The following is an 18,721-nucleotide window of genomic DNA, read 5'->3' as shown; positions in this document are numbered from 1 at the left end:
TCCTATGCTGTTCCTTCCCCGATCTTCAATCAGTTATATCCATTATACTTGATACTATTTTGGGAGTACAACCAATTATATCCTTCCTAATCAGGATTAGGAAAAAGACTGCAATCATTTATTCTACGTTACTATTTCGATACTGGGAGAATAAATCCTTCTTCTTTTGAGGAATAATATCTCTTCCAAGTGAAAGACAGGATTGTCTTCATTATTGATTGTCTCTACACAACAATCCCATCGAAAAAATCCTTATTGATAGAAACACACAAAAGACTGTGAAGGACATATCTTCACAGTCTTTTGGATTTAGCAGTTGTTCTGTATTAAGATAACCCTTCCAGCAAGTGAGAAAGTTTTGCTCTTTCGACTTCTGTCAAGGGTATTAATGGGAGACGAACCGAGCCTACATCAAGTCCTCTCATCTGCAGAGCAGTTTTGACCGGGGTTGGGTTCGGACTCGTAAACAGCCCTTTCATAATCGGAAGGAGCCTTTGATGCATTTGTGATGCATGTAAGAGGTTTCCTCCTAAAAAGGCTGAAACCATCTCCTGCATCTCATTCCCGATGACATGGGAGGCAACTGACACAATCCCTGCCCCCCCTATGGATAATACCGGTAAAGTAAGCCCGTCATCACCACTATACAACATAAAGTCGTCGGACGTATGTGAAATGATTTCAGTCATGCTATCCAGATCACCACTTGCTTCTTTAACGGCCACGATGTTCGCAACCTTTGAGAGACGAATAATCGTTTCAGGCGACACGTTGACGCTTGATCTGCCCGGAATATTATACAGCATGACAGGTAAGGCAGTTGATTCTGCAATCACCTTAAAATGCTGATACATTCCTTCCTGACTCGGCTTATTATAATACGGTGCCACGAGCATGACGGCATCCACACCTGTCTCCGCTGCCTTTTTGGTAAGTTCGATTGAAGCATGGGTGTTATTGCTTCCCGTCCCGGCAATGACTGGAATTCTCCCATCCACTACTTTCACGACATGTCGGAATAGGGCAATCTTTTCTTCTTTCGTTAAAGTTGGCGACTCCCCTGTGGTACCCGCTACTACTAACGAATCAGATCCATTATCGATCAGATACTGAATTATTTGCGTCGTTTTAGTAAAATCAATATTCCCTTTACGGTCGAATGGCGTAACCATCGCCGTAGAAACGCGGCCAAAATTCAATCTAGTCACTCTCCTCGTATGTTTATCCCACTCTGAATGTAGCATTTCTCTCTTGTAATTGAAACGTATCATGGAGTGCATTAATGGCTTTGATCATATCCATTTCCTTTACCAGAACCCAAATGGTGGTATGACTATCTGCAGACTGAAGTATGCGAATCCCTTCGTTGGAAAGGGAGGAAACGATGGCAGAAGTTACACCGGGGACACCCGTCATACCCGCTCCCACTACGGAAATTTTAGCGCACTCTGACTCTACTAAGGGGTTATGTCCTATCTTTCTTAAAACTTTGATTGCATCTTCCGCTACTGATGAACCTACAGTGTAGACGACACCCCTCGGGGAAATATTAATAAAATCAACGCTTATTCCCTCTTTTGCCATTGCTTTAAAAACCTCAGCTTGAAGATTATACTGATCTTCCTTAGCGAAAACTTTAAATTGTGTGAGGTTGGATACATGAGCGATCCCTGTGACTGGATGACTCCTGAACTCTTTATGTGCTTTTGTATTTTCCAATGTCGTCACAAGAGTGCCTTCACCTGTTGAGTAGGTTGAACGAATCCGTATGGGAACATTTGAGTTCATAGCTATCTCAACCGCCCTGGGATGTATTACTTTTGCTCCCTGGTATGCCATATTACATACTTCATTATACGAAACAACTGTTATGGGTCTTGCTTTAGTTGAAATACGCGGGTCGGCAGTCATGACGCCTTCCACATCTGTAAAAATATCGATGTAGTCTGCTTTTAATGCGACTCCGAGTGCAGATGCAGAGGTATCGCTTCCTCCTCTTCCAATGGTTGTGACGTCCCCATCCTTCGTCGCTCCCTGGAAGCCTGCAACCACTACGGCATCATTGTGTTCCAGTTCTTTTACCAATCGGCTGCATTTCATTTCTATAATTTTTGCATTGTTAAAATCATTGTTGGTCCGGAATCCTGCTTGGGCTCCGGTAAGGGCAGTTGAACGGATTCCCTGCTCAAGAAGCATGTTAGAAAATACCAGACTCGAAATGATTTCTCCACAGGACAATAAAAGGTCCTGCTCCCGTTTACTGATTGAAGTGTTTCTGCCACCGATTAATGTTAATAAGGAATCTGTAGCGTATGGTTCACCTTTTCTACCCATGGCTGAAACGACTACCACTACTTTATAGCCTTTTTCTATTGCCTGTTTCGTGTGGGCAATTGCCTTCAAACGACTTGCCTCATCACGTACAGAAGTTCCACCAAATTTTTGAACGATCACTTTCATGACTACACCTCATTGTCATATGTTCAAGAGGTATCTAGAAGACGATTAGTGGAATTATTCAGATTTTCAGCTGGAATGATCCCTCTTCATTACTAAATTAAATCAAGCTTCATTAAACTTTCTGCGATTTGAACTGAGTTCCAAGCCGCTCCCTTCAGTAAGTTATCAGACACTACCCACATATGGAAGCCGTTGTCTTCATCAAGATCCTTTCGCACGCGACCTACAAATACATCCGGTTTCCCAACGGCATGTGCAGGCATCGGATAGATCTGCTCTTCAGGGATGTCTTCCAGAGTTACACCGGGTGCATTTTGAAGAAGTGAATGAATATCCTTCACTGATACAGAATCCTTCTCAACTTCAATATATACACTTTCGGAGTGACCTGTTACAACGGGTAATCTGACACATGTTGCTGATACTTTTAAAGAAGGCATATGCATGATCTTTTTTGTTTCGTTGATCATTTTCATTTCTTCATACGTAAAGCCATTGTCCTGAAAAGTATCAATTTGAGGAATGGCATTATAAGCAATTTGATAATGTTTTTTGTCCCCTTTAACAGGTAAGACACCAGGCTCAAATGATTCCCCGGACAATATGGCTTGTGACTGCGCATGTAGTTCATCAATCGCAACGGCACCGGCACCTGAGACAGCTTGATAAGTAGATACGATTACTTTCTGCAAGCCGAATTGCTTGCGGATCGGTTCTAATGCCGCAACCATTTGTATCGTCGAACAGTTAGGGTTGGCAATAATTCCCTTGTGATTCTTTATGTCTTCTTCATTCACTTCCGGTACAACGAGAGGAACATCCGGATCCATACGATACGCACTCGTATTGTCGACAACGACCGCCCCGCGTTTTACGGCTTCTGGAGCTAGAAGTTTGGATACACTTCCACCTGCGCTAAATAAAGCGATATCGACTCCTTCAAAACTTTCAGGCTTCGCTTCTTCAACCGTCCATTCTTTCCCTCTAAACATAACTGTGGATCCTGCAGAACGTGCTGACGATAATAAGGTCAAATGTTTTATTGGAAAATCCCTTTTTTCTAATGTTTGTAGCATTTGCTGTCCAACGGCACCGGTGGCACCCACAACAGCTACATGAAATCCCGATGTATTCAAAATCTTCTCTCCTTCCAACCAGTCAATATTTTCATAGTACAATAGGTAATTAATTTAGTCTATTACTATAATAAAGAATATTTTAACATAAACAATTATTCGACAATAGGAATATTTTTTCTGGGGTTCGTTCATTTCAGGTATCTGGTTCTATCTGCATGAAAAGAAGGTCATCTGAAATTGACAAGGCGATGACCTTCTTCAAGTATTAATCTAAATATCTTTCGATAACGACAGGTTGAAGCTGCCTTCCTTCCATCGCCGCTTCGACCGTTTCCTGAATTAACGTCATTCTGGCCACCATCGATTTCGGTTTAGCTTCTGGGGCATCCTGCCCAAAAGGTATAAAATATATATCCTTTGTCGAAATTAACCGCATCAGATTCACACCATTCAATCCAAGGGCATCATTTGTGGAAATACCGAGCACTACTGGACGATGGTTACGTATAGTTGCTTTAGCCGCCATTAATACAGGGGAATCGGTCATGGCATTGGCAAACTTACTCATTGAATTTCCAGTAAGAGGTGCAATGACCATGCAATCCAATGGAATTTTTGGACCAAGTGGTTCTGCCTTGACGATTGAATCGATTACTCTATGACCGGTTACGTCTTCTATTCGTTTGATCCAATCTTCTCCTTTACCGAATCTTGTTTCGGTATTCATAACGGTTGATGTTACAATCGGTATGACTTCCGCTCCATTATTCACTAATCGCTCGATTTCGGGGAATACTGCATCATACGTACAATGAGACCCTGTCAGACCAAACCCGATGCGTTTTCCTTTCACACTCATGATGAACTCTCCTTTCCTGAATCAAAATCTTCCTCTAATAATTGACAAAGAACATTCGCCAGGATCTGTCCTGCGGTTTTCGGTGCCACGATCCCTGGCAAACCCGGAGCTAATAACGCTTTAATCCCACGCTTTTCAGCATAGCGAAAATCTGTACCACCAGGCTTTGAAGCCAAATCAATAATTAATGTATGGGCAGGCATTTTGGCTATGACAGCAGCCTTCACTATATGCACTGGAATTGTGTTAATACAAATATCACAATTCTCAACCTCTTTTTCCAAGTCATCCAAGTGGAATGGCACTAACCCCATTTCGGTCACCCGTGCCAGATGTTCACTTTTACGCACTCCGACTTTGACCTTTCCGCCTAGATGATGAAATGTTCTAGCTACACTCATACCCACTCTCCCTAGACCTAATATGACGATGTCAGATCCGTGGATGGTGAAGTCTGTATGTTGAATAGCCATCATAATCGTTCCCTCTACTGTAGGAATGGAATTATAGATGGCAACGTCGTCTCTTTCAAACAACTGAACAAGTTTACGGTTCGTTGAAGACATAATTTGATCCAAGTACGCATTACTAATTCCTGAATAGATCGTACAGTGCTCTGGCGTTTCAGATACAATTTCTTCGGTTAACATGATTTTTTCATTGGAAAAAATCGTATCTATCTCTCCTTGTAGATTCGTGCCGGGTACAGGTAAGATAATGGCATCTATCATCGAAAAATCCACTTCATCAAGTTTTTCCTTCGTAGCTCCTGTAAAGGCATGATCTAATTGTTCAAAACCTACGAGAGATATTTTGGCATCCAACTCCGTAAGCTTCCGAATAATCTCAAGTTGACGAGCATCTCCGCCTAGAACTGCGATCTGCATTCCGGTCAGCATCACTGATTTCACCTACTTTTTACATAATCGCTATTCTAAATCCCTTTTCACTTCAACAGTGTATGTTGCACATCCCCAATGGGTGAGAAGAAAAGCAGGGAATGATTGTTTGAGAAAAAATGCAAAAAAAAAAACGGGTAAAGACCCGTTTTCGTTTTGGTGCCATGATTTATTTATTCATCATCGGATACTTCGAGAATGATCATGTCTGCACCGATTGTCCTGATTTGATGCCAGGGCACCCAGATTTCTCCACTTTGCTTTCTCAGCCATTTCCCGGTCGGTATAATTAGTGCACTAATACTGCCTGACTTATCATTAAATTCAAGATCAGTCTGTCCCAGAATGCCAAGACGTTCCGCTTTTTTATAATCAACGATTTCTTTCCCGCTTAATTCACTTAATCTCATGCAGATAACCTCCCTAAAAAAGCTGTTTAGTACAATGTATACTTACTGTCCACTTTTTTTAGAAGAAAAACTTTTAAGTTCCATAAAGAAAGCAGACCTTCTGAAGGTCTGCTTTTCACATTCACTTTTTCATATTTTGAGGCAGATTCCCATCCGGGCTGATCAGTGATGCAGCATAATCCTCTGTAAAGATGTCAAGCGCCAATCGATTGACTTTCTCCATTGTTACTCCATCAATTTCTTCGACGATTTCATCCAGGGTCCGGTGTCGTTTCAGCAGAAGTTCATTCTTTCCGTTCCTGCTCATGCGGCTATTGGTACTCTCCAAACTCAACATAAGATTTCCCTTTAATTGCTCCTTACTGTTAAGCAATTCTTTAGACGTAATACCTTCTGCCTTAAGGGCCTGCAGTGTACTGTATACCGTATCAAATAATTGATCTAATTGATTTGCCCCCGTCCCCCCATAAATGGTCATCATGCCGCTGTCTTCGTATGCGGAGTGATAAGAAAATACCGAGTAGGCGAGTCCTCTCTGCTCCCGTACTTCTTGAAACAGACGGGATGACATACTGCCGCCCAACACATTATTAAGTACGATAAGGTTGTAGATGTCCGGATGACCGATCTCAAGTCCATCGAAGCCTAAGCATAGATGCGCTTGTTCCGTATCTTTCTTACGGGCAAGCTTATTATTATGAAATGCCGGCTTGATCCGATCTTCTGGTCCTTTCCCGCCTTCATAAGAACCGAACAACTTTTCAACCTCTTTTATGAATGATTCATCCACATTACCTGCGACAGATACTACTACTTGATCAGGCGTATACATGTGATGCATGTATTCTTTTAATTTAGCCTGGTTGAATGAATCCAGTGTTTCTTCCGTTCCAAGGATCGGATAGCCAAGTGGATGTTCTTCATATATTGCCTTACTGAGTAAATCGTGAACGATATCGTCTGGTGTATCTTCATACATTTTAATTTCTTCATACACTACATTTTTTTCCTTACCTAATTCCTCTTCTACGTAAGTGGAATTAAAAAACATATCTGAAAGGGTATGTAATGCGTAATCCGCATGATTGTCCAATACTTTTGCATAATAGCATGTATATTCCTTTGAGGTAAATGCATTGACCTGTCCGCCGATGCTGTCGAAGGACTCTGCTATTTCACGCGCCGTTTTGGTCTTTGTTCCCTTAAAAAACATATGTTCCAGAAAATGGGATATTCCGTTATTTTGTTCTGTTTCATTACGTGAGCCGGTTCCAATCCAGACCCCAATTGCTACGGAGCGAACGTGTGGAATTTCTTCCAACACGATTCGCAGTCCATTATGGCATGTGTATTTCTTAATCAAGAAAGCTCCTCCTATTCATGATGCAAAGTTACTGCTTCATCTTATTATTTCCTTGTTGTGACGAATTATCGGCTTCTTCTACGATTCTCTCTTCTTTCACTAAGCTTGAGATCGTACCAAGTCTTAAATTTTTTTCTTTAATCTGAAGGATCAACGAATTCAATGAGTTTGCCGTTGAAGCAGTAGGGTGCATGAGCACAATAGCTCCCTTGTGCACTTTTCCCATCACACGCTCGATTAACACATTAGGTTGTGGCTTTTGCCAATCAATCGTATCGACACTCCACATGATCGTTCGCATATGCATTTCATCTGCGATATTCACTACTTCATCCCGGTAACTGCCACTTGGCGGAGCAAACCACTTCACTTTCTCACCAGTGGTCACTTCTATCATTTCATTCGTCTTTTTCAATTCTTCTCTTACCTTAGCTGATTCCAACGTTTTCATATCCGGGTGAGAATAGGAATGATTCCCAACCTCATGTCCGGCATCCACGATCATCTTCGCCAAGTCCGGGTTATTCTTTACCCATCTCCCCTCTAGAAAGAACGTAGCATATACCTGGTGCTTTTTCAAAGTTGCCAGCATATCAGGGATGTATTCATTCCCCCACGCAACATTTATAATAAAGGACACCATCGGCTTATCAGGGTTCCCCCTATAGACAGGGGAAGCCGGCAGATCAGGCAAATGCTTCTCAGGAGGGATTTGTTTGTAAACAAGCTTATCTTCATTAAAAGATTTTTCTTTCTTCATATTTTGTAGTGACGCTTCTACATCTACTTTTAAGCCATTATATCCCGGTGTAGCTTTCCAAATTGTATCTATCACAGCATCCTGTGCTGGGATCTCTCTCAATTTCGCTTCCTCTTTTATCATACGGGATAGGTTGGTAGGCTCACTTACCCCGTTCACTTCAATTGCATCTTGTTTTAACCCAGTCACGTACTGATCAGATAAAGGATTTTCTACCACTACTAAAGTCAGAATAGCAATTAGACCAATTCCAATCAAGTATTTTTTTTCCATACCTGTCCACCTTCCTTCTCCTAAAAACATATGAGGGAAGAGGACTTAGTAGAACAAAAGCGGAGGGGCTTTGATCAGAGGCGACAAGCATATGACGAAGAGATCGGAAAGGCTTCTTTTGCCTTTTTGATCTCTTTGACATATGACCTCGAGCCTCTAAGCCCCGCAGCTGGATGACACAAAAGCGAAGGGGCTTTGACCAGAGGCGACAAGCATATGACGAAGAGATCGGAAAGGCGTCTTTTGCCTTTTTGATCTCTTTGACATATGACCTCGAGCCTCTAAGCCCCACAGCTGGATGACACAAAAGCGAAGGGGCTTTGACCAGAGGCGACAAGCATATGACGAAGAGATCGGAAAGGCTTCTTTTGCCTTTTTGATCTCTTTGACATATGACCTCGAGCCTCTAAGCCCCGCAGCTGGATGACACAAAAGCGGAGGGGCTTTGACCAGAGGCGACGAGCATATGGTAAAGTTAACGGCGGCACAGATAAAAAAAACCGTCCCGGAGGAGAGTATACTCCCTACAGGACAGCCTGCCAATCTTAAAAGATTAACCCTGGTTTTGTTCTTCCTTTTCGCGCTGTTCCTTAAGAACTGCTTTTCGTGACAAGTTGACTCTTCCTTGATTATCGATGTCCAGAACCTTCACAAGGATCTCGTCACCGATCGCCACTACATCTTCCACCTTGCGGATACGTTCTTCTGCAAGTTCTGAAATATGGACAAGTCCATCTTTACCGCTGAAGATTTCTACAAATGCACCGAATTTCTCAATTCGTTTCACTTTTCCAAGATACATTTGCCCAGCTTCAACTTCTCTTACGATATCTTCAATCGTTTTCTTAGCTACTTTATTCATCTCTTCATCAGTAGATGAGATGAAGATCGTTCCGTCCTGCTCAATATCAATCTTAACGCCTGTTTCGTCAATAATCTTATTGATCTGCTTACCACTTGGTCCAATGACATCGCGGATTTTATCAGGATTAATATGCATGGTCAGGATTTTTGGAGCGTATTGGGACAGGCTCGTTCTAGCTTCACCGATTGTTGCTAACATGCTATCAAGAATCTGCATTCTTCCCTTTTTAGCTTGTTGAAGTGCTTCTTCAAGAATTTCACGGGATAATCCATCAATTTTGATATCCATTTGAAGAGCGGTTACACCTTTAGAAGTTCCGGCTACTTTAAAGTCCATGTCACCAAGGTGATCTTCCATCCCTTGAATATCTGTCAGGATGGAATAGTTTTCACCTGACTTGATCAGACCCATTGCAATCCCGGCTACAGGCGCTTTAATCGGGACACCGGCATCCATCATTGCAAGGGTACTTGCACAAATACTTGCTTGAGAAGTTGAACCGTTTGATTCGAGTACTTCCGATACAAGTCGGATTGTATAAGGGAAATCTTTTTCGTTTGGAATAATTGGATCCAGAGCCTTCTCACCCAATGCCCCGTGTCCAATTTCACGACGACCCGGTCCTCTGATCGGTCCTGTGGACCCAACACTGAACTGAGGGAAATTATAGTGGTGCATGAATCGTTTTGATTCTTCGATTCCCAGGCCATCAAGCACCTGAACATCTCCTAAAGCACCCAGTGTACAAATACTCAGCGCCTGGGTTTGTCCACGTGTGAACAGTCCAGAGCCATGAGTTCTTGGCAATAAACCGACCTCTGAAGACAGTGGACGGATTTCGTCAACTTTACGGCCATCAGGGCGTACTTTATCTTCTGTGATCAGTCGGCGAACTTCATTTTTCACAAGCATATCCAATACTTTTTTCACTTGTTTCAAGGTAGCTTCATCGGCTTCCTTCTCTTCTTCATAAACGGCCATCACTTTATCTTTAACAGTTCCAATTGCTTCTTCACGTGCATGTTTTTCCTGAACTTGAATGGCAGGAATTAATTCACTTTCACATATGGAACGAACCTCTGCTTCAACGTCTTGATCCAATTCAACAAGTTGAATAGCAGATTTTTCTTTACCGACTTTAGCGACGATTTCTTCCTGGAAAGCTACCAGACGCTTAATTTCTTCATGACCGAACATGATCGCTTCAAGCATTGTCTCTTCCGGAACCTCATCTGCTCCCGCTTCTACCATATTAATGGCATCTTTCGTACCAGCTACAGATAAATGAATCTCACTCTTCTCCAATTGCTCGACAGAAGGGTTGATGATGAATTCCCCATCAACTAGACCAACAATGACTCCTGCAATCGGACCTTCGAACGGAATATCCGAAACAGATAGCGCTAATGAAGAACCAAACATAGCAGCCATTTCGGATGAACAATTTTGATCTACACTCATCACAATGCTGATTACTTGTACTTCATTACGGAATCCATCTGCGAACAATGGACGGATGGGACGATCTATTAAGCGGCTCGCAAGGATGGCTTTCTCACTCGGGCGCCCCTCACGTTTAATGAATCCTCCAGGGATTTTACCCACTGCATATAATCTCTCTTCATAGTTAACGGTTAATGGGAAGAAATCCAAAGGTTTTGGCTCTTTCGAAGCTGTTGCACTGCTAAGTACCGCAGTATCTCCATAACGTACCATTACCGCTCCATTCGCTTGTTTGGCAAATTGGCCAACTTCGACCGTCAATTCTCTTCCGGCCCATTCGATGGAAAAGGTTTGTTTAGTTTGTTCCATAAAGTGTACCCCTCTCTTTATATATCACTAAAAGGTTCGGCCTGTACCCAACCCTGATAAACATAAAAAATAATCTATATCATGCACATATGCGCTGTTATATTCGTTTGATTTGAATCCCTGCTGACTATGTAAATACAGGATGTTGTATCACTGCGGATGCTTGACCCATTAACGATGGTGTGCCACCCACTCAGTATACATATTATGTATTTTAGACAAAAACGAGAAAAATGAATACGTTAAATGATGAAAATGTATAAAAAGATGTGGAGGATCATACAAAGATTTCCACTTATGAAAGCTAAAGAAAAAGCGGGACATAATCCCGCTTCCTTGTCTGTTTATCGACGTAAACCTAATTTGTTAATTAACTCACGGTAGCGTTGTACATCTTTCTTACGTAAGTAAGATAATAGATTACGACGGTGACCTACCATTTTAAGAAGACCGCGACGAGAGTGGTGATCTTTCTTGTGAACGCGTAAGTGATCGTTCAGGTTGTTAATTTCTTCAGTTAGGACAGCAATTTGAACTTCTGGAGATCCAGTATCGTTCTCATGTACTTTGTATTCACTGATAAGTTCGTTTTTACGCTCTTTAGTGATAGCCATCCTTTTCACCTCCTAATAATTTCTTTCAAATCCCCTGTTACTGAGCAGCCGTTGGTGAATCGAGATGCCAAGCAAAGGTTCATTTCATACGCTATTTAGAATACTACTCTTTCAAGTAAAAATCAAGTGTAATCCTTAAATTTTCGTAAAGTAGTGAATCGCATGGTCCTTATCTTTCTGAATCTGAGAGATTAGTTCCTCAATTCCGGCAAACTTTTGCTCGTCCCTGATTCTATCATACCATTCAATGAACACTTCTTCTCCATATATGGAAGTTTGAAAATCAAAAAGGTGAACTTCAATTGAAAGGGAATAGTCGTCTGGATTCTTAAAGGTCGGCTTATACCCGATATTACATACACCATTGAACCATTTATCATGAATTTTCATCCTCACCGCATAGACGCCTACCCTGGGTGTCAGATAATCGTCAGATAGTTCAATATTAGCTGTGGGGAAGCCGATTTTTCTCCCTCTTTTATCTCCGTGAATGACCGTCCCTTTCATTTTATAAGGTCTGCCAAGAAGGTTGTGCACCCTATTTACATCGCCTTCTTTAAGACTTTCCCTTATAAATGTAGAACTCACTTTCAAATCCAGATCATCGTCTGTCAGCTTGGGAATGGTTGTGGAAGTAAACATCCCCCTGGAATGGAATGGCAAGGTCTCCATCGTCCCCTTCCCTAATCTTCCGTAGGAATAGTCATAGCCTGCAACTACATGGCTTACGTTGAGCCCAATAATATATTGATCAACGAAGTCCTGTGGGATCAAACTTGCAAATTCTGATGTGAAGCGGACAATAAATAAATAATCCACACCGAGTTCTTTTATGATTTCTATTTTATCTTCCAAAGGAGTTATATAATGGATATGCTTATGTTTATGACCTAAAACCACGGAAGGGTGAGGATCAAATGTCATAACTGCGCTGCTGATGTCCATTTCTTCCGCTTTTTCTACTGCTGACCTGATCACCCTTTGATGTCCTTTATGTACTCCATCGAAATATCCGAGAGCTAGTACCAGGGGTGGAAACTCATTTTTACTAATTGAATGGGGATGATGTACAGTTATTACTTTCACAGTATTTCACCTTTTTCACTAGTCGTTGAAAAGCACTTTGACAGGCTTGATAATCCCAGGCTTGTCCGGATGCGGCTGATAGATGGCAATGACCTTACCTCGGTGTTCCATCACTACCTCGGGGCCATCCTGCCAATCCTCAGGCTCTTCTAAGCGTGCTCCGTTCTTCACTTTCTCTGCTAATGTATCACTAATTGTCATTTTCGGCAAATGAGAAAGCCCCATTTCCAGTGGAAGAAGAAGGTCTTGTGGACGTTCATTCGAGACGAATTCTTGAATTTGTTCGAAAGTGAAACAATCTTCTTTTCTGAAACTGGCTGACTGCGTCCGTGTAAGAGCGGACATATGAGCAGGATACCCCAGACTTTTCCCGATTTCAACAGCAAGTGTTCTAACATAAGTCCCTTTCCCACAAACCACTTCAAAGGAAAAAGAAGGATAATCACCGTCTAACTCATGCCAATTTTCAAGTAATTGCAGCCTTTGGATATGAACTGTTCTTGATGGTCTTTCAATTTCTATGCCCTGCCTTGCATATTCATATAATCGCTTTCCATTCACTTTTACAGCTGAAAACATTGGTGGTGTCTGGGTGATGTCTCCTGTCAAACGTTGAAGGACCTCCTCAACCTCCACTCTCGTTATTACCCGGTCCACTTTTTTTTCTTCAACCTTCTCCCCCCAAGCGTCTTCTGTTGTAGTGGAAAATCCAAAGGTAACCTCTCCTTCATAAGTCTTTCCGGATGCGGTAATATATTCCGCTATTTTGGTTGCTCTTCCAATACACACGGGCAGGACACCTGAGACTTCCGGGTCCAGCGTGCCGGTATGGCCAACCTTTTTCGTTCTGAGGAGTTTTCTCAACTTAAAGATGCAATCATGGGACGTCATTCCCCGTGGCTTCCACAAGGGCAGGATTCCATTCATTTTCATTACCTCCAGGTATGCATTGTTGGATGTTAAACATAGAAAACACAAAGAGCTGATCCTAAGGAATTGTACTTCCGTCCGGATCAGCCCTTTCATGTTACTCTTCTGTATCTTTAGACTCTTCTGGTTCATCTTGAACTTTTCTTAGCAAAGATTCAATATGGTTACCATAATCAATCGATTCATCAAACTCAAAAATAATTTCAGGTGTTTTACGAAGACGAATTCTCTGCCCTACTTCAGAACGGATGAATCCTTTTGCCTTCGCGAGACCTTTAAGAGTGTTTTCTCTTTGGTCTTCTCCACCCAGAACGGTAATATACACTTTTGCCTGTTGTAAGTCACCGGATACTTGTACATCTGTAACCGTTACAAAGCCAATGCGTGGATCCTTTATTTTTCGTCCGATAATATCGCTGAGCTCTTTCTTCATTTGCTCGCTAACACGATTCGCACGATGGCTCATCAATATCACCTCTTATATTTCGTTAATGGTTATACGTTGATATAAGCCGTTCATTATAATGACTCGATTTGGGTTTCAAGTCGTTCCCACTCAGGAAAAGAATCTATGAACTTCAATGCATGTTCGATCTCTCTTTCACTCGCTCCTTTGGAGGAAGCGACGACGACGATGGCAATCATTGTGCGTTGCCATACATCCTGATGTCCGATTTCAGCAACAGATACATTAAATTTTTGTTTAAGTCGTGACAGGATCCTCTGCAGGACAGCCCGCTTTTCTTTTAATGAGTGAGAGTCATAAATCATGCACTCACATTCAACATATGTGATCATTTACGTGTGATTTCTTCCATGATGAAGGCTTCGATGACGTCGCCTTCCTTCACATCATTGAAGTTCTTGATCGTAATTCCACACTCGTACCCTTTTGCTACGTCTTTCGCATCATCCTTAAAGCGTTTAAGGGCATCCAGTTCGCCCTCAAAGATAACAATTCCGTCGCGAATGAGACGAACTCCGCTATCACGTGAAATTTTACCTTCTGTTACATAGCTTCCCGCAATTGTACCGACTTTAGACACTTTAAATGTTTGACGGACTTCTGCCTGACCAATGATTTTTTCTTCGAATTCAGGATCAAGCATTCCTTGCATAGCTGCTTCGATTTCTTCCATTACCTTATAGATAATGCGGTGTAATCGAATTTCCACACCTTCTGCTTCGGCAGTACGTTTTGCATTTACATCAGGCCGTACATTAAAGCCGATGACAATGGCATTAGAAGCTGACGCCAGTGTAATATCCGATTCATTGATCGCGCCCACACCGGTGTGGATGATTCGGATATTTACACCTTCCACTTCAATCTTCATCAATGAAGCTGCCAGGGCTTCAACCGATCCTTGAACATCCGCTTTAAGCACAAGGTTAAGGTCCTTCATTTCACCCTGTTTCATTTGTTCGAACAGGTTTTCAAGGCTTACTTTGGACTTTTCTCCACGCTGGGCTTGAAGAGCCTGGGATGCACGTGATTCACCAACAGAACGTGCTGTCTTCTCATCTTCAAATACGACGAATCGATCCCCTGCTTGTGGAACATCATTCAATCCCGTGATTTCAACAGGTGCAGAAGGACCGGCTTCTTTCACACGACGTCCAAGGTCATTGACCATAGCACGTACACGCCCGAATGTATTTCCTACTACGATGGGATCCCCTACTTTCAGCGTTCCATTTTGAACGAGTAAAGTGGCAACAGATCCACGGCCTTTATCCAATTGAGCTTCAATAACCGTTCCTTGTGCAAGACGATTTGGATTGGCTTTAAGCTCTTCCACTTCACTTACAAGTACGATCATTTCAAGTAAATTGTCGATTCCTTCTCCAGACAATGCGGATAATGGTACGAAGATCGTGTCTCCCCCCCATGCTTCAGGAACTAATTCATATTCCGTCAACTCCTGCATCACTCGATCTGGATTGGCAGCTTCTTTATCCATCTTATTAACCGCAATGATGATCGGTACTTCAGCGGCTTTCGCATGATTGATTGCTTCGACCGTTTGAGGCATGACACCATCGTCAGCAGCTACAACGATAATCGCAATGTCCGTAACCTTGGCACCACGTGCACGCATTGTTGTAAAGGCAGCATGCCCGGGAGTATCAAGGAATGTGATTTTCTTTCCATCCACTTCAACTTGATAAGCACCGATATGCTGAGTGATACCTCCAGCTTCCCCTGCGGTCACCTTCGTATTACGGATTGAGTCAAGAAGCGTAGTTTTACCATGGTCAACGTGACCCATTATGGTAACAACAGAAGGACGTTCTTCAACTTGTTCTTCTGTATCTTCAGTGAAGTACACTTCGAGATCGGTAGCATCCACTTTAATTTCTTCTTCCACTTCGACCCCGTATTCACCTGCAATCAATTCGATTGAGTCTTTATCCAACTCCTGGTTGATTGTTGCCATGATACCAAGCATGAATAATTTTTTTATGATTTCAGAAGGCTCTTTATGAAGTTTTTTGGCAAGTTCTGAAACTGTTAAAGACTCTGAGAACGTAATTTTGGAAGGAAGCTCTTTTTTCTTTACAGGCTGTTGCTGCTGAGGTGCCTGTCTGAAATTTTTGTTCTGCTTATTTTGTTTGTTGTTTTTGTTTTTGTTGTTGTTATTATTGAAGACCTTCTTCTCCTTTGATTGGTGCTGTTGTTCGTGTTTCTTACCTTCACGACTTTTCGGTGCTGTTTTTACTTTCTCCTTGTTTGGAGCTTCCTCTGACTTGGATGCAGTTGTTTTGGAGTCTTTTTGGACAGCTTTATTCCCTTGCCCTTTTGAATCACCTTTGTACATCGCGTCTAATTTCGTTACTGCGTCGTCTTCTATAGTTGCCATATGGTTTGATACCTCAATATTCAGTTGCTTTAATTTTTCGATTACATCTTTACTTGAAACATTATATTTTTTTGCATATTCATATACACGCATCTTGCTCATATGTTCACCCCCACTGAGATTCATCGAGCAGTTCGGATAATTTCTTGGCAAAGCCTGCATCCAGGACGGCCACGACTACCCTGGCCTCTTTTCCTATGGCTTGACCTAAATCATGCCTGTTTTCCACTAAGCACACCGGGACATTATACGATTTACATTTGTCCGTGATTTTCTTGTTTGTATTAGCAGAAGCATCTTTGGAAAGAATGACAAGTTTCGCTCGTCCATTACGAACTTCTTTAATAACAAGCTCTTCACCTGAAATAATCTTACGTGCCCGATTCGCCAATCCTAAAAGTGACATCCAACGATTCTGATTCATACGCTAAACGTTACTCCTTCTCCACAAGGCTAATCAATTCATCGTATAGAGATTCATCTATTTTCGCCTGTAATTGATTGGCTAAAGTATTTTTCTTTTTAGCTTGTAAAATGATGTCTTTATCCTTTGAGAGATAAGCTCCACGACCTGATTTCTTGCCAGTCGGATCAATGGAAACATCGCCTTCTTTCGATCTCACAATACGTATCATTTCTTTTTTTGGTTTCATTTCACCCGTTGCCACACATTTTCGCAATGGGATCTTCTTATTGACACTCATCTTACTCACCTCTTAATCTTGATTTTCAAAATCAATATTTAAAGGCTCATTGTCATACTCGTCCTCTTCATCCTTAGGTAAAAATGCCTCTTCGCGAGGATACAACCCTAATTCACGTGCATCCGTCTCACTCTTGATATCGATCTTCCAGTTTGTCAATTTAGCTGCAAGACGAGCGTTTTGACCACGTTTACCGATGGCAAGGGACAGTTGATAGTCAGGAACGACGACTCTTGTTGCTTTATCTTCTTCATTCACCTGAACATCCAATACTTTAGACGGGCTCAGTGCATTGGCTACGAAAGTAACCGGATCTTCCGACCACTGGACGATATCGATCTTTTCGCCTTTTAATTCGTTTACGATGGCTTGTACCCTGGCACCTTTAGTACCTACACAAGCACCAACTGGATCCACTTCGGAATTTTCCGCGTGGACAGAAATTTTCGAGCGGTCACCGGCTTCTCTTGCAACTGATTTGATTTCTACTGTTCCATCAAAGATTTCGGGAACTTCAATTTCAAAAAGTCGCTTCAATAATCCAGGGTGTGTTCTCGAAACAAAGATTTGAGGACCTTTTGTCGTCTTTTCAACCTTTGTAATGAACACTTTGATCCGGTCATGAGGCTTATATGTTTCATTAGGCATTTGCTCACTCACAGGAAGAAGTGCCTCGATCTTGCCTAATGCCACATAGATGAAACGATTATCCTGACGTTGAACGATCCCAGTCATAATGTCTTCTTCCCGGTCAACAAATTCAGAATAGATAATGCCTCTTTCAGCTTCCCTCACCCGCTGGGTCACAACCTGTTTAGCAGTCTGAGCTGCAATGCGTCCAAAATCCTTCGGTGTGACTTCAAGCTCAACAACGTCTCCTACTTCATAGCTTGGATTGATTTCCCCGGCGTCTTCGACTGAAATCTCCAGACGGGAATCAAACACTTCATCCACAACTTCCTTACGTGCGAAAACTCTCATTGTACCCGTATCAAGGTTAAGGTCTACACGAACGTTTTGTGCCTGGTTGAAATTTCGTTTGTAAGCTGACACAAGGGCAGCCTCAATTGCTTCTATGATGACATCTCTTGCAATGCCTTTCTCTTTCTCTAAAACAGTAAGAGCATCTAATAACTGAGTGCTCATGGTGGTTTCATCCCCCTTTATAATGCGGTTAGTTCCTATGAAAAGGTAACAGCCAATCGAGCGATGGCTATCTTATCTGTTGGAATTTCAACCTTCTTTTTTCGAGTCTTAATGGTTACTTCTAATGATAATTCGTCTGAAGTATAGGAAAGAAGTGTCCCTTCGAAGGCTTTCTCGCCGTTTATTGGCTCATACGTTTTCACATAAACGTTTTTGCCAATGGCTTTCTCGAAGTCCTTGTCTTTCTTTAAAGGACGTTCAGCCCCCGGTGAAGAAACTTCTAAAAAGTAATTATGAGGAATCGGGTCAATTTCATCTAACTTTTCACTAAGTCTTTCACTTACTATTCCACATTCTTCAATGTCAACACCTGAATCTTTGTCAATGAATACACGAAGAAACCAATTGGATCCTTCTTTTACATATTCCATGTCGATGAGTTCCAGAGACATGTCATCTAAGATTGGTGTAACAATTTCTTCTACAAGTGTTGTTATTTTGCTCATACTTACCTCCTGGTCTATATGAAAATCTTGCACCAAGACTAGAAATGATAGTTCAAAAAATCTCCATGTAATAACGAAAGAGTGGGGTGCG

The 18,721-nt window shown here is 42.0% G+C and carries 19 protein-coding genes; all 19 read right to left on the bottom strand.

From position 1 onward, the window contains the following. Positions 1-326 precede the first annotated feature (326 nt). Positions 327-1,199 (bottom strand): 4-hydroxy-tetrahydrodipicolinate synthase, encoded by an 873-nt coding sequence (dapA, locus tag BAA9072_RS06305; RefSeq protein WP_269139918.1) that lies wholly within the window; start codon positions 1,197-1,199, stop codon positions 327-329. Positions 1,200-1,221: 22 nt separating this feature from the next. Further along, entirely contained in the window at positions 1,222-2,460 is a 1,239-nt protein-coding gene (gene dapG, locus BAA9072_RS06300; protein ID WP_201713833.1) for an aspartate kinase, read from the bottom strand. 92 nt (positions 2,461-2,552) lie between these two features. Next, positions 2,553-3,599, bottom strand: a complete 1,047-nt coding sequence (asd, locus tag BAA9072_RS06295) for an aspartate-semialdehyde dehydrogenase (RefSeq protein ID WP_201714047.1) — start codon at positions 3,597-3,599, stop codon at positions 2,553-2,555. Between the two features lie 205 nt (positions 3,600-3,804). Further along, positions 3,805-4,398 (bottom strand): dipicolinate synthase subunit B, encoded by a 594-nt coding sequence (gene dpaB, locus BAA9072_RS06290; protein WP_230980775.1) that lies wholly within the window; start codon positions 4,396-4,398, stop codon positions 3,805-3,807. Continuing rightward, complete coding sequence (dpaA, locus tag BAA9072_RS06285; RefSeq protein WP_201713832.1) at positions 4,395-5,297, bottom strand: dipicolinic acid synthetase subunit A; 903 nt, start codon at positions 5,295-5,297, stop codon at positions 4,395-4,397. The genes dpaB and dpaA overlap by 4 nt, the downstream gene beginning before the upstream one ends. Positions 5,298-5,470: 173 nt before the next feature. Then, positions 5,471-5,707: a YlmC/YmxH family sporulation protein gene (locus tag BAA9072_RS06280; RefSeq protein WP_201713831.1), complete on the bottom strand. Its 237-nt coding sequence runs from the start codon at positions 5,705-5,707 to the stop codon at positions 5,471-5,473. Positions 5,708-5,828: 121 nt separating this feature from the next. Next, positions 5,829-7,070, bottom strand: a complete 1,242-nt coding sequence (locus BAA9072_RS06275) for a M16 family metallopeptidase (protein WP_201713830.1) — start codon at positions 7,068-7,070, stop codon at positions 5,829-5,831. A 28-nt stretch (positions 7,071-7,098) separates the two neighbouring features. Then, positions 7,099-8,103 carry a polysaccharide deacetylase family protein gene (locus BAA9072_RS06270; RefSeq protein ID WP_201713829.1) on the bottom strand — a complete coding sequence of 335 codons (1,005 nt, stop codon included), beginning with the start codon at positions 8,101-8,103 and terminating at the stop codon, positions 7,099-7,101. A 553-nt stretch (positions 8,104-8,656) separates the two neighbouring features. Beyond that, positions 8,657-10,780 (bottom strand): polyribonucleotide nucleotidyltransferase, encoded by a 2,124-nt coding sequence (gene pnp / locus BAA9072_RS06265; RefSeq protein WP_201713828.1) that lies wholly within the window; start codon positions 10,778-10,780, stop codon positions 8,657-8,659. Positions 10,781-11,124: 344 nt separating this feature from the next. Continuing rightward, on the bottom strand, positions 11,125-11,394 hold the full coding sequence (gene rpsO / locus BAA9072_RS06260; RefSeq protein ID WP_034760125.1) for a 30S ribosomal protein S15: 270 nt from the start codon (positions 11,392-11,394) through the stop codon (positions 11,125-11,127). A gap of 135 nt (positions 11,395-11,529) precedes the next feature. Next, positions 11,530-12,480, bottom strand: coding sequence for a bifunctional riboflavin kinase/FAD synthetase (ribF, locus tag BAA9072_RS06255; RefSeq protein WP_201713827.1), 951 nt, complete (start codon positions 12,478-12,480; stop codon positions 11,530-11,532). A gap of 18 nt (positions 12,481-12,498) precedes the next feature. Continuing rightward, complete coding sequence (gene truB, locus BAA9072_RS06250) at positions 12,499-13,407, bottom strand: tRNA pseudouridine(55) synthase TruB (RefSeq protein ID WP_201713826.1); 909 nt, start codon at positions 13,405-13,407, stop codon at positions 12,499-12,501. Positions 13,408-13,507: 100 nt separating this feature from the next. Then, a complete protein-coding gene (gene rbfA, locus BAA9072_RS06245; RefSeq protein ID WP_060669663.1) occupies positions 13,508-13,876 on the bottom strand; it encodes a 30S ribosome-binding factor RbfA in 369 nt (122 codons plus the stop codon). Between the two features lie 53 nt (positions 13,877-13,929). Further along, positions 13,930-14,208, bottom strand: coding sequence for a DUF503 domain-containing protein (locus tag BAA9072_RS06240; protein ID WP_201713825.1), 279 nt, complete (start codon positions 14,206-14,208; stop codon positions 13,930-13,932). Continuing rightward, a complete protein-coding gene (gene infB, locus BAA9072_RS06235) occupies positions 14,205-16,376 on the bottom strand; it encodes a translation initiation factor IF-2 (protein WP_201713824.1) in 2,172 nt (723 codons plus the stop codon). Before infB ends, BAA9072_RS06240 begins: the two co-directional genes overlap by 4 nt. Before the next feature lie 4 nt (positions 16,377-16,380). After that, the gene (locus BAA9072_RS06230) at positions 16,381-16,698 is read right to left on the bottom strand and encodes a YlxQ family RNA-binding protein (protein WP_201713823.1); all 318 of its coding nucleotides are present in this window, start codon (positions 16,696-16,698) and stop codon (positions 16,381-16,383) included. A gap of 10 nt (positions 16,699-16,708) precedes the next feature. After that, positions 16,709-16,978 carry an RNase P modulator RnpM gene (gene rnpM, locus BAA9072_RS06225; protein ID WP_201713822.1) on the bottom strand — a complete coding sequence of 90 codons (270 nt, stop codon included), beginning with the start codon at positions 16,976-16,978 and terminating at the stop codon, positions 16,709-16,711. Positions 16,979-16,990: 12 nt separating this feature from the next. Then, positions 16,991-18,124, bottom strand: a complete 1,134-nt coding sequence (nusA, locus tag BAA9072_RS06220) for a transcription termination factor NusA (protein ID WP_201713821.1) — start codon at positions 18,122-18,124, stop codon at positions 16,991-16,993. 35 nt (positions 18,125-18,159) lie between these two features. Beyond that, positions 18,160-18,630: a ribosome maturation factor RimP gene (gene rimP / locus BAA9072_RS06215; RefSeq protein WP_201713820.1), complete on the bottom strand. Its 471-nt coding sequence runs from the start codon at positions 18,628-18,630 to the stop codon at positions 18,160-18,162. Positions 18,631-18,721: the final 91 nt, after the last annotated feature.

This window comes from Rossellomorea arthrocnemi, assembly GCF_904424705.1.
Classification (GTDB): domain Bacteria; phylum Bacillota; class Bacilli; order Bacillales; family Bacillaceae_B; genus Rossellomorea; species Rossellomorea arthrocnemi.
Note: the sequence above shows the minus strand (reverse complement) of the source record. Positions and strands in the feature narration are given on the sequence as shown.

Bases quoted from the DNA above. Each gene is read 5' to 3' on its own strand.
- BAA9072_RS06240 (WP_201713825.1), bottom strand. From the start codon at position 14,208: ATGATCACATATGTTGAATGTGAGTGCATGATTTATGACTCTCACTCA.
- rpsO (WP_034760125.1), bottom strand. From the start codon at position 11,394: ATGGCTATCACTAAAGAGCGTAAAAACGAACTTATCAGTGAATACAAA.
- dpaB (WP_230980775.1), bottom strand. From the start codon at position 4,398: ATGAGTGTGAAAGGAAAACGCATCGGGTTTGGTCTGACAGGGTCTCAT.
- BAA9072_RS06270 (WP_201713829.1), bottom strand. From the start codon at position 8,103: ATGGAAAAAAAATACTTGATTGGAATTGGTCTAATTGCTATTCTGACT.
- pnp (WP_201713828.1), bottom strand. From the start codon at position 10,780: ATGGAACAAACTAAACAAACCTTTTCCATCGAATGGGCCGGAAGAGAA.
- dapG (WP_201713833.1), bottom strand. From the start codon at position 2,460: ATGAAAGTGATCGTTCAAAAATTTGGTGGAACTTCTGTACGTGATGAG.
- rimP (WP_201713820.1), bottom strand. From the start codon at position 18,630: ATGAGCAAAATAACAACACTTGTAGAAGAAATTGTTACACCAATCTTA.
- rnpM (WP_201713822.1), bottom strand. From the start codon at position 16,978: ATGAGTGTCAATAAGAAGATCCCATTGCGAAAATGTGTGGCAACGGGT.
- BAA9072_RS06230 (WP_201713823.1), bottom strand. From the start codon at position 16,698: ATGAATCAGAATCGTTGGATGTCACTTTTAGGATTGGCGAATCGGGCA.
- nusA (WP_201713821.1), bottom strand. From the start codon at position 18,124: ATGAGCACTCAGTTATTAGATGCTCTTACTGTTTTAGAGAAAGAGAAA.
- rbfA (WP_060669663.1), bottom strand. From the start codon at position 13,876: ATGAGCCATCGTGCGAATCGTGTTAGCGAGCAAATGAAGAAAGAGCTC.
- BAA9072_RS06280 (WP_201713831.1), bottom strand. From the start codon at position 5,707: ATGAGATTAAGTGAATTAAGCGGGAAAGAAATCGTTGATTATAAAAAA.
- infB (WP_201713824.1), bottom strand. From the start codon at position 16,376: ATGAGCAAGATGCGTGTATATGAATATGCAAAAAAATATAATGTTTCA.
- truB (WP_201713826.1), bottom strand. From the start codon at position 13,407: ATGAATGGAATCCTGCCCTTGTGGAAGCCACGGGGAATGACGTCCCAT.
- dpaA (WP_201713832.1), bottom strand. From the start codon at position 5,297: ATGCTGACCGGAATGCAGATCGCAGTTCTAGGCGGAGATGCTCGTCAA.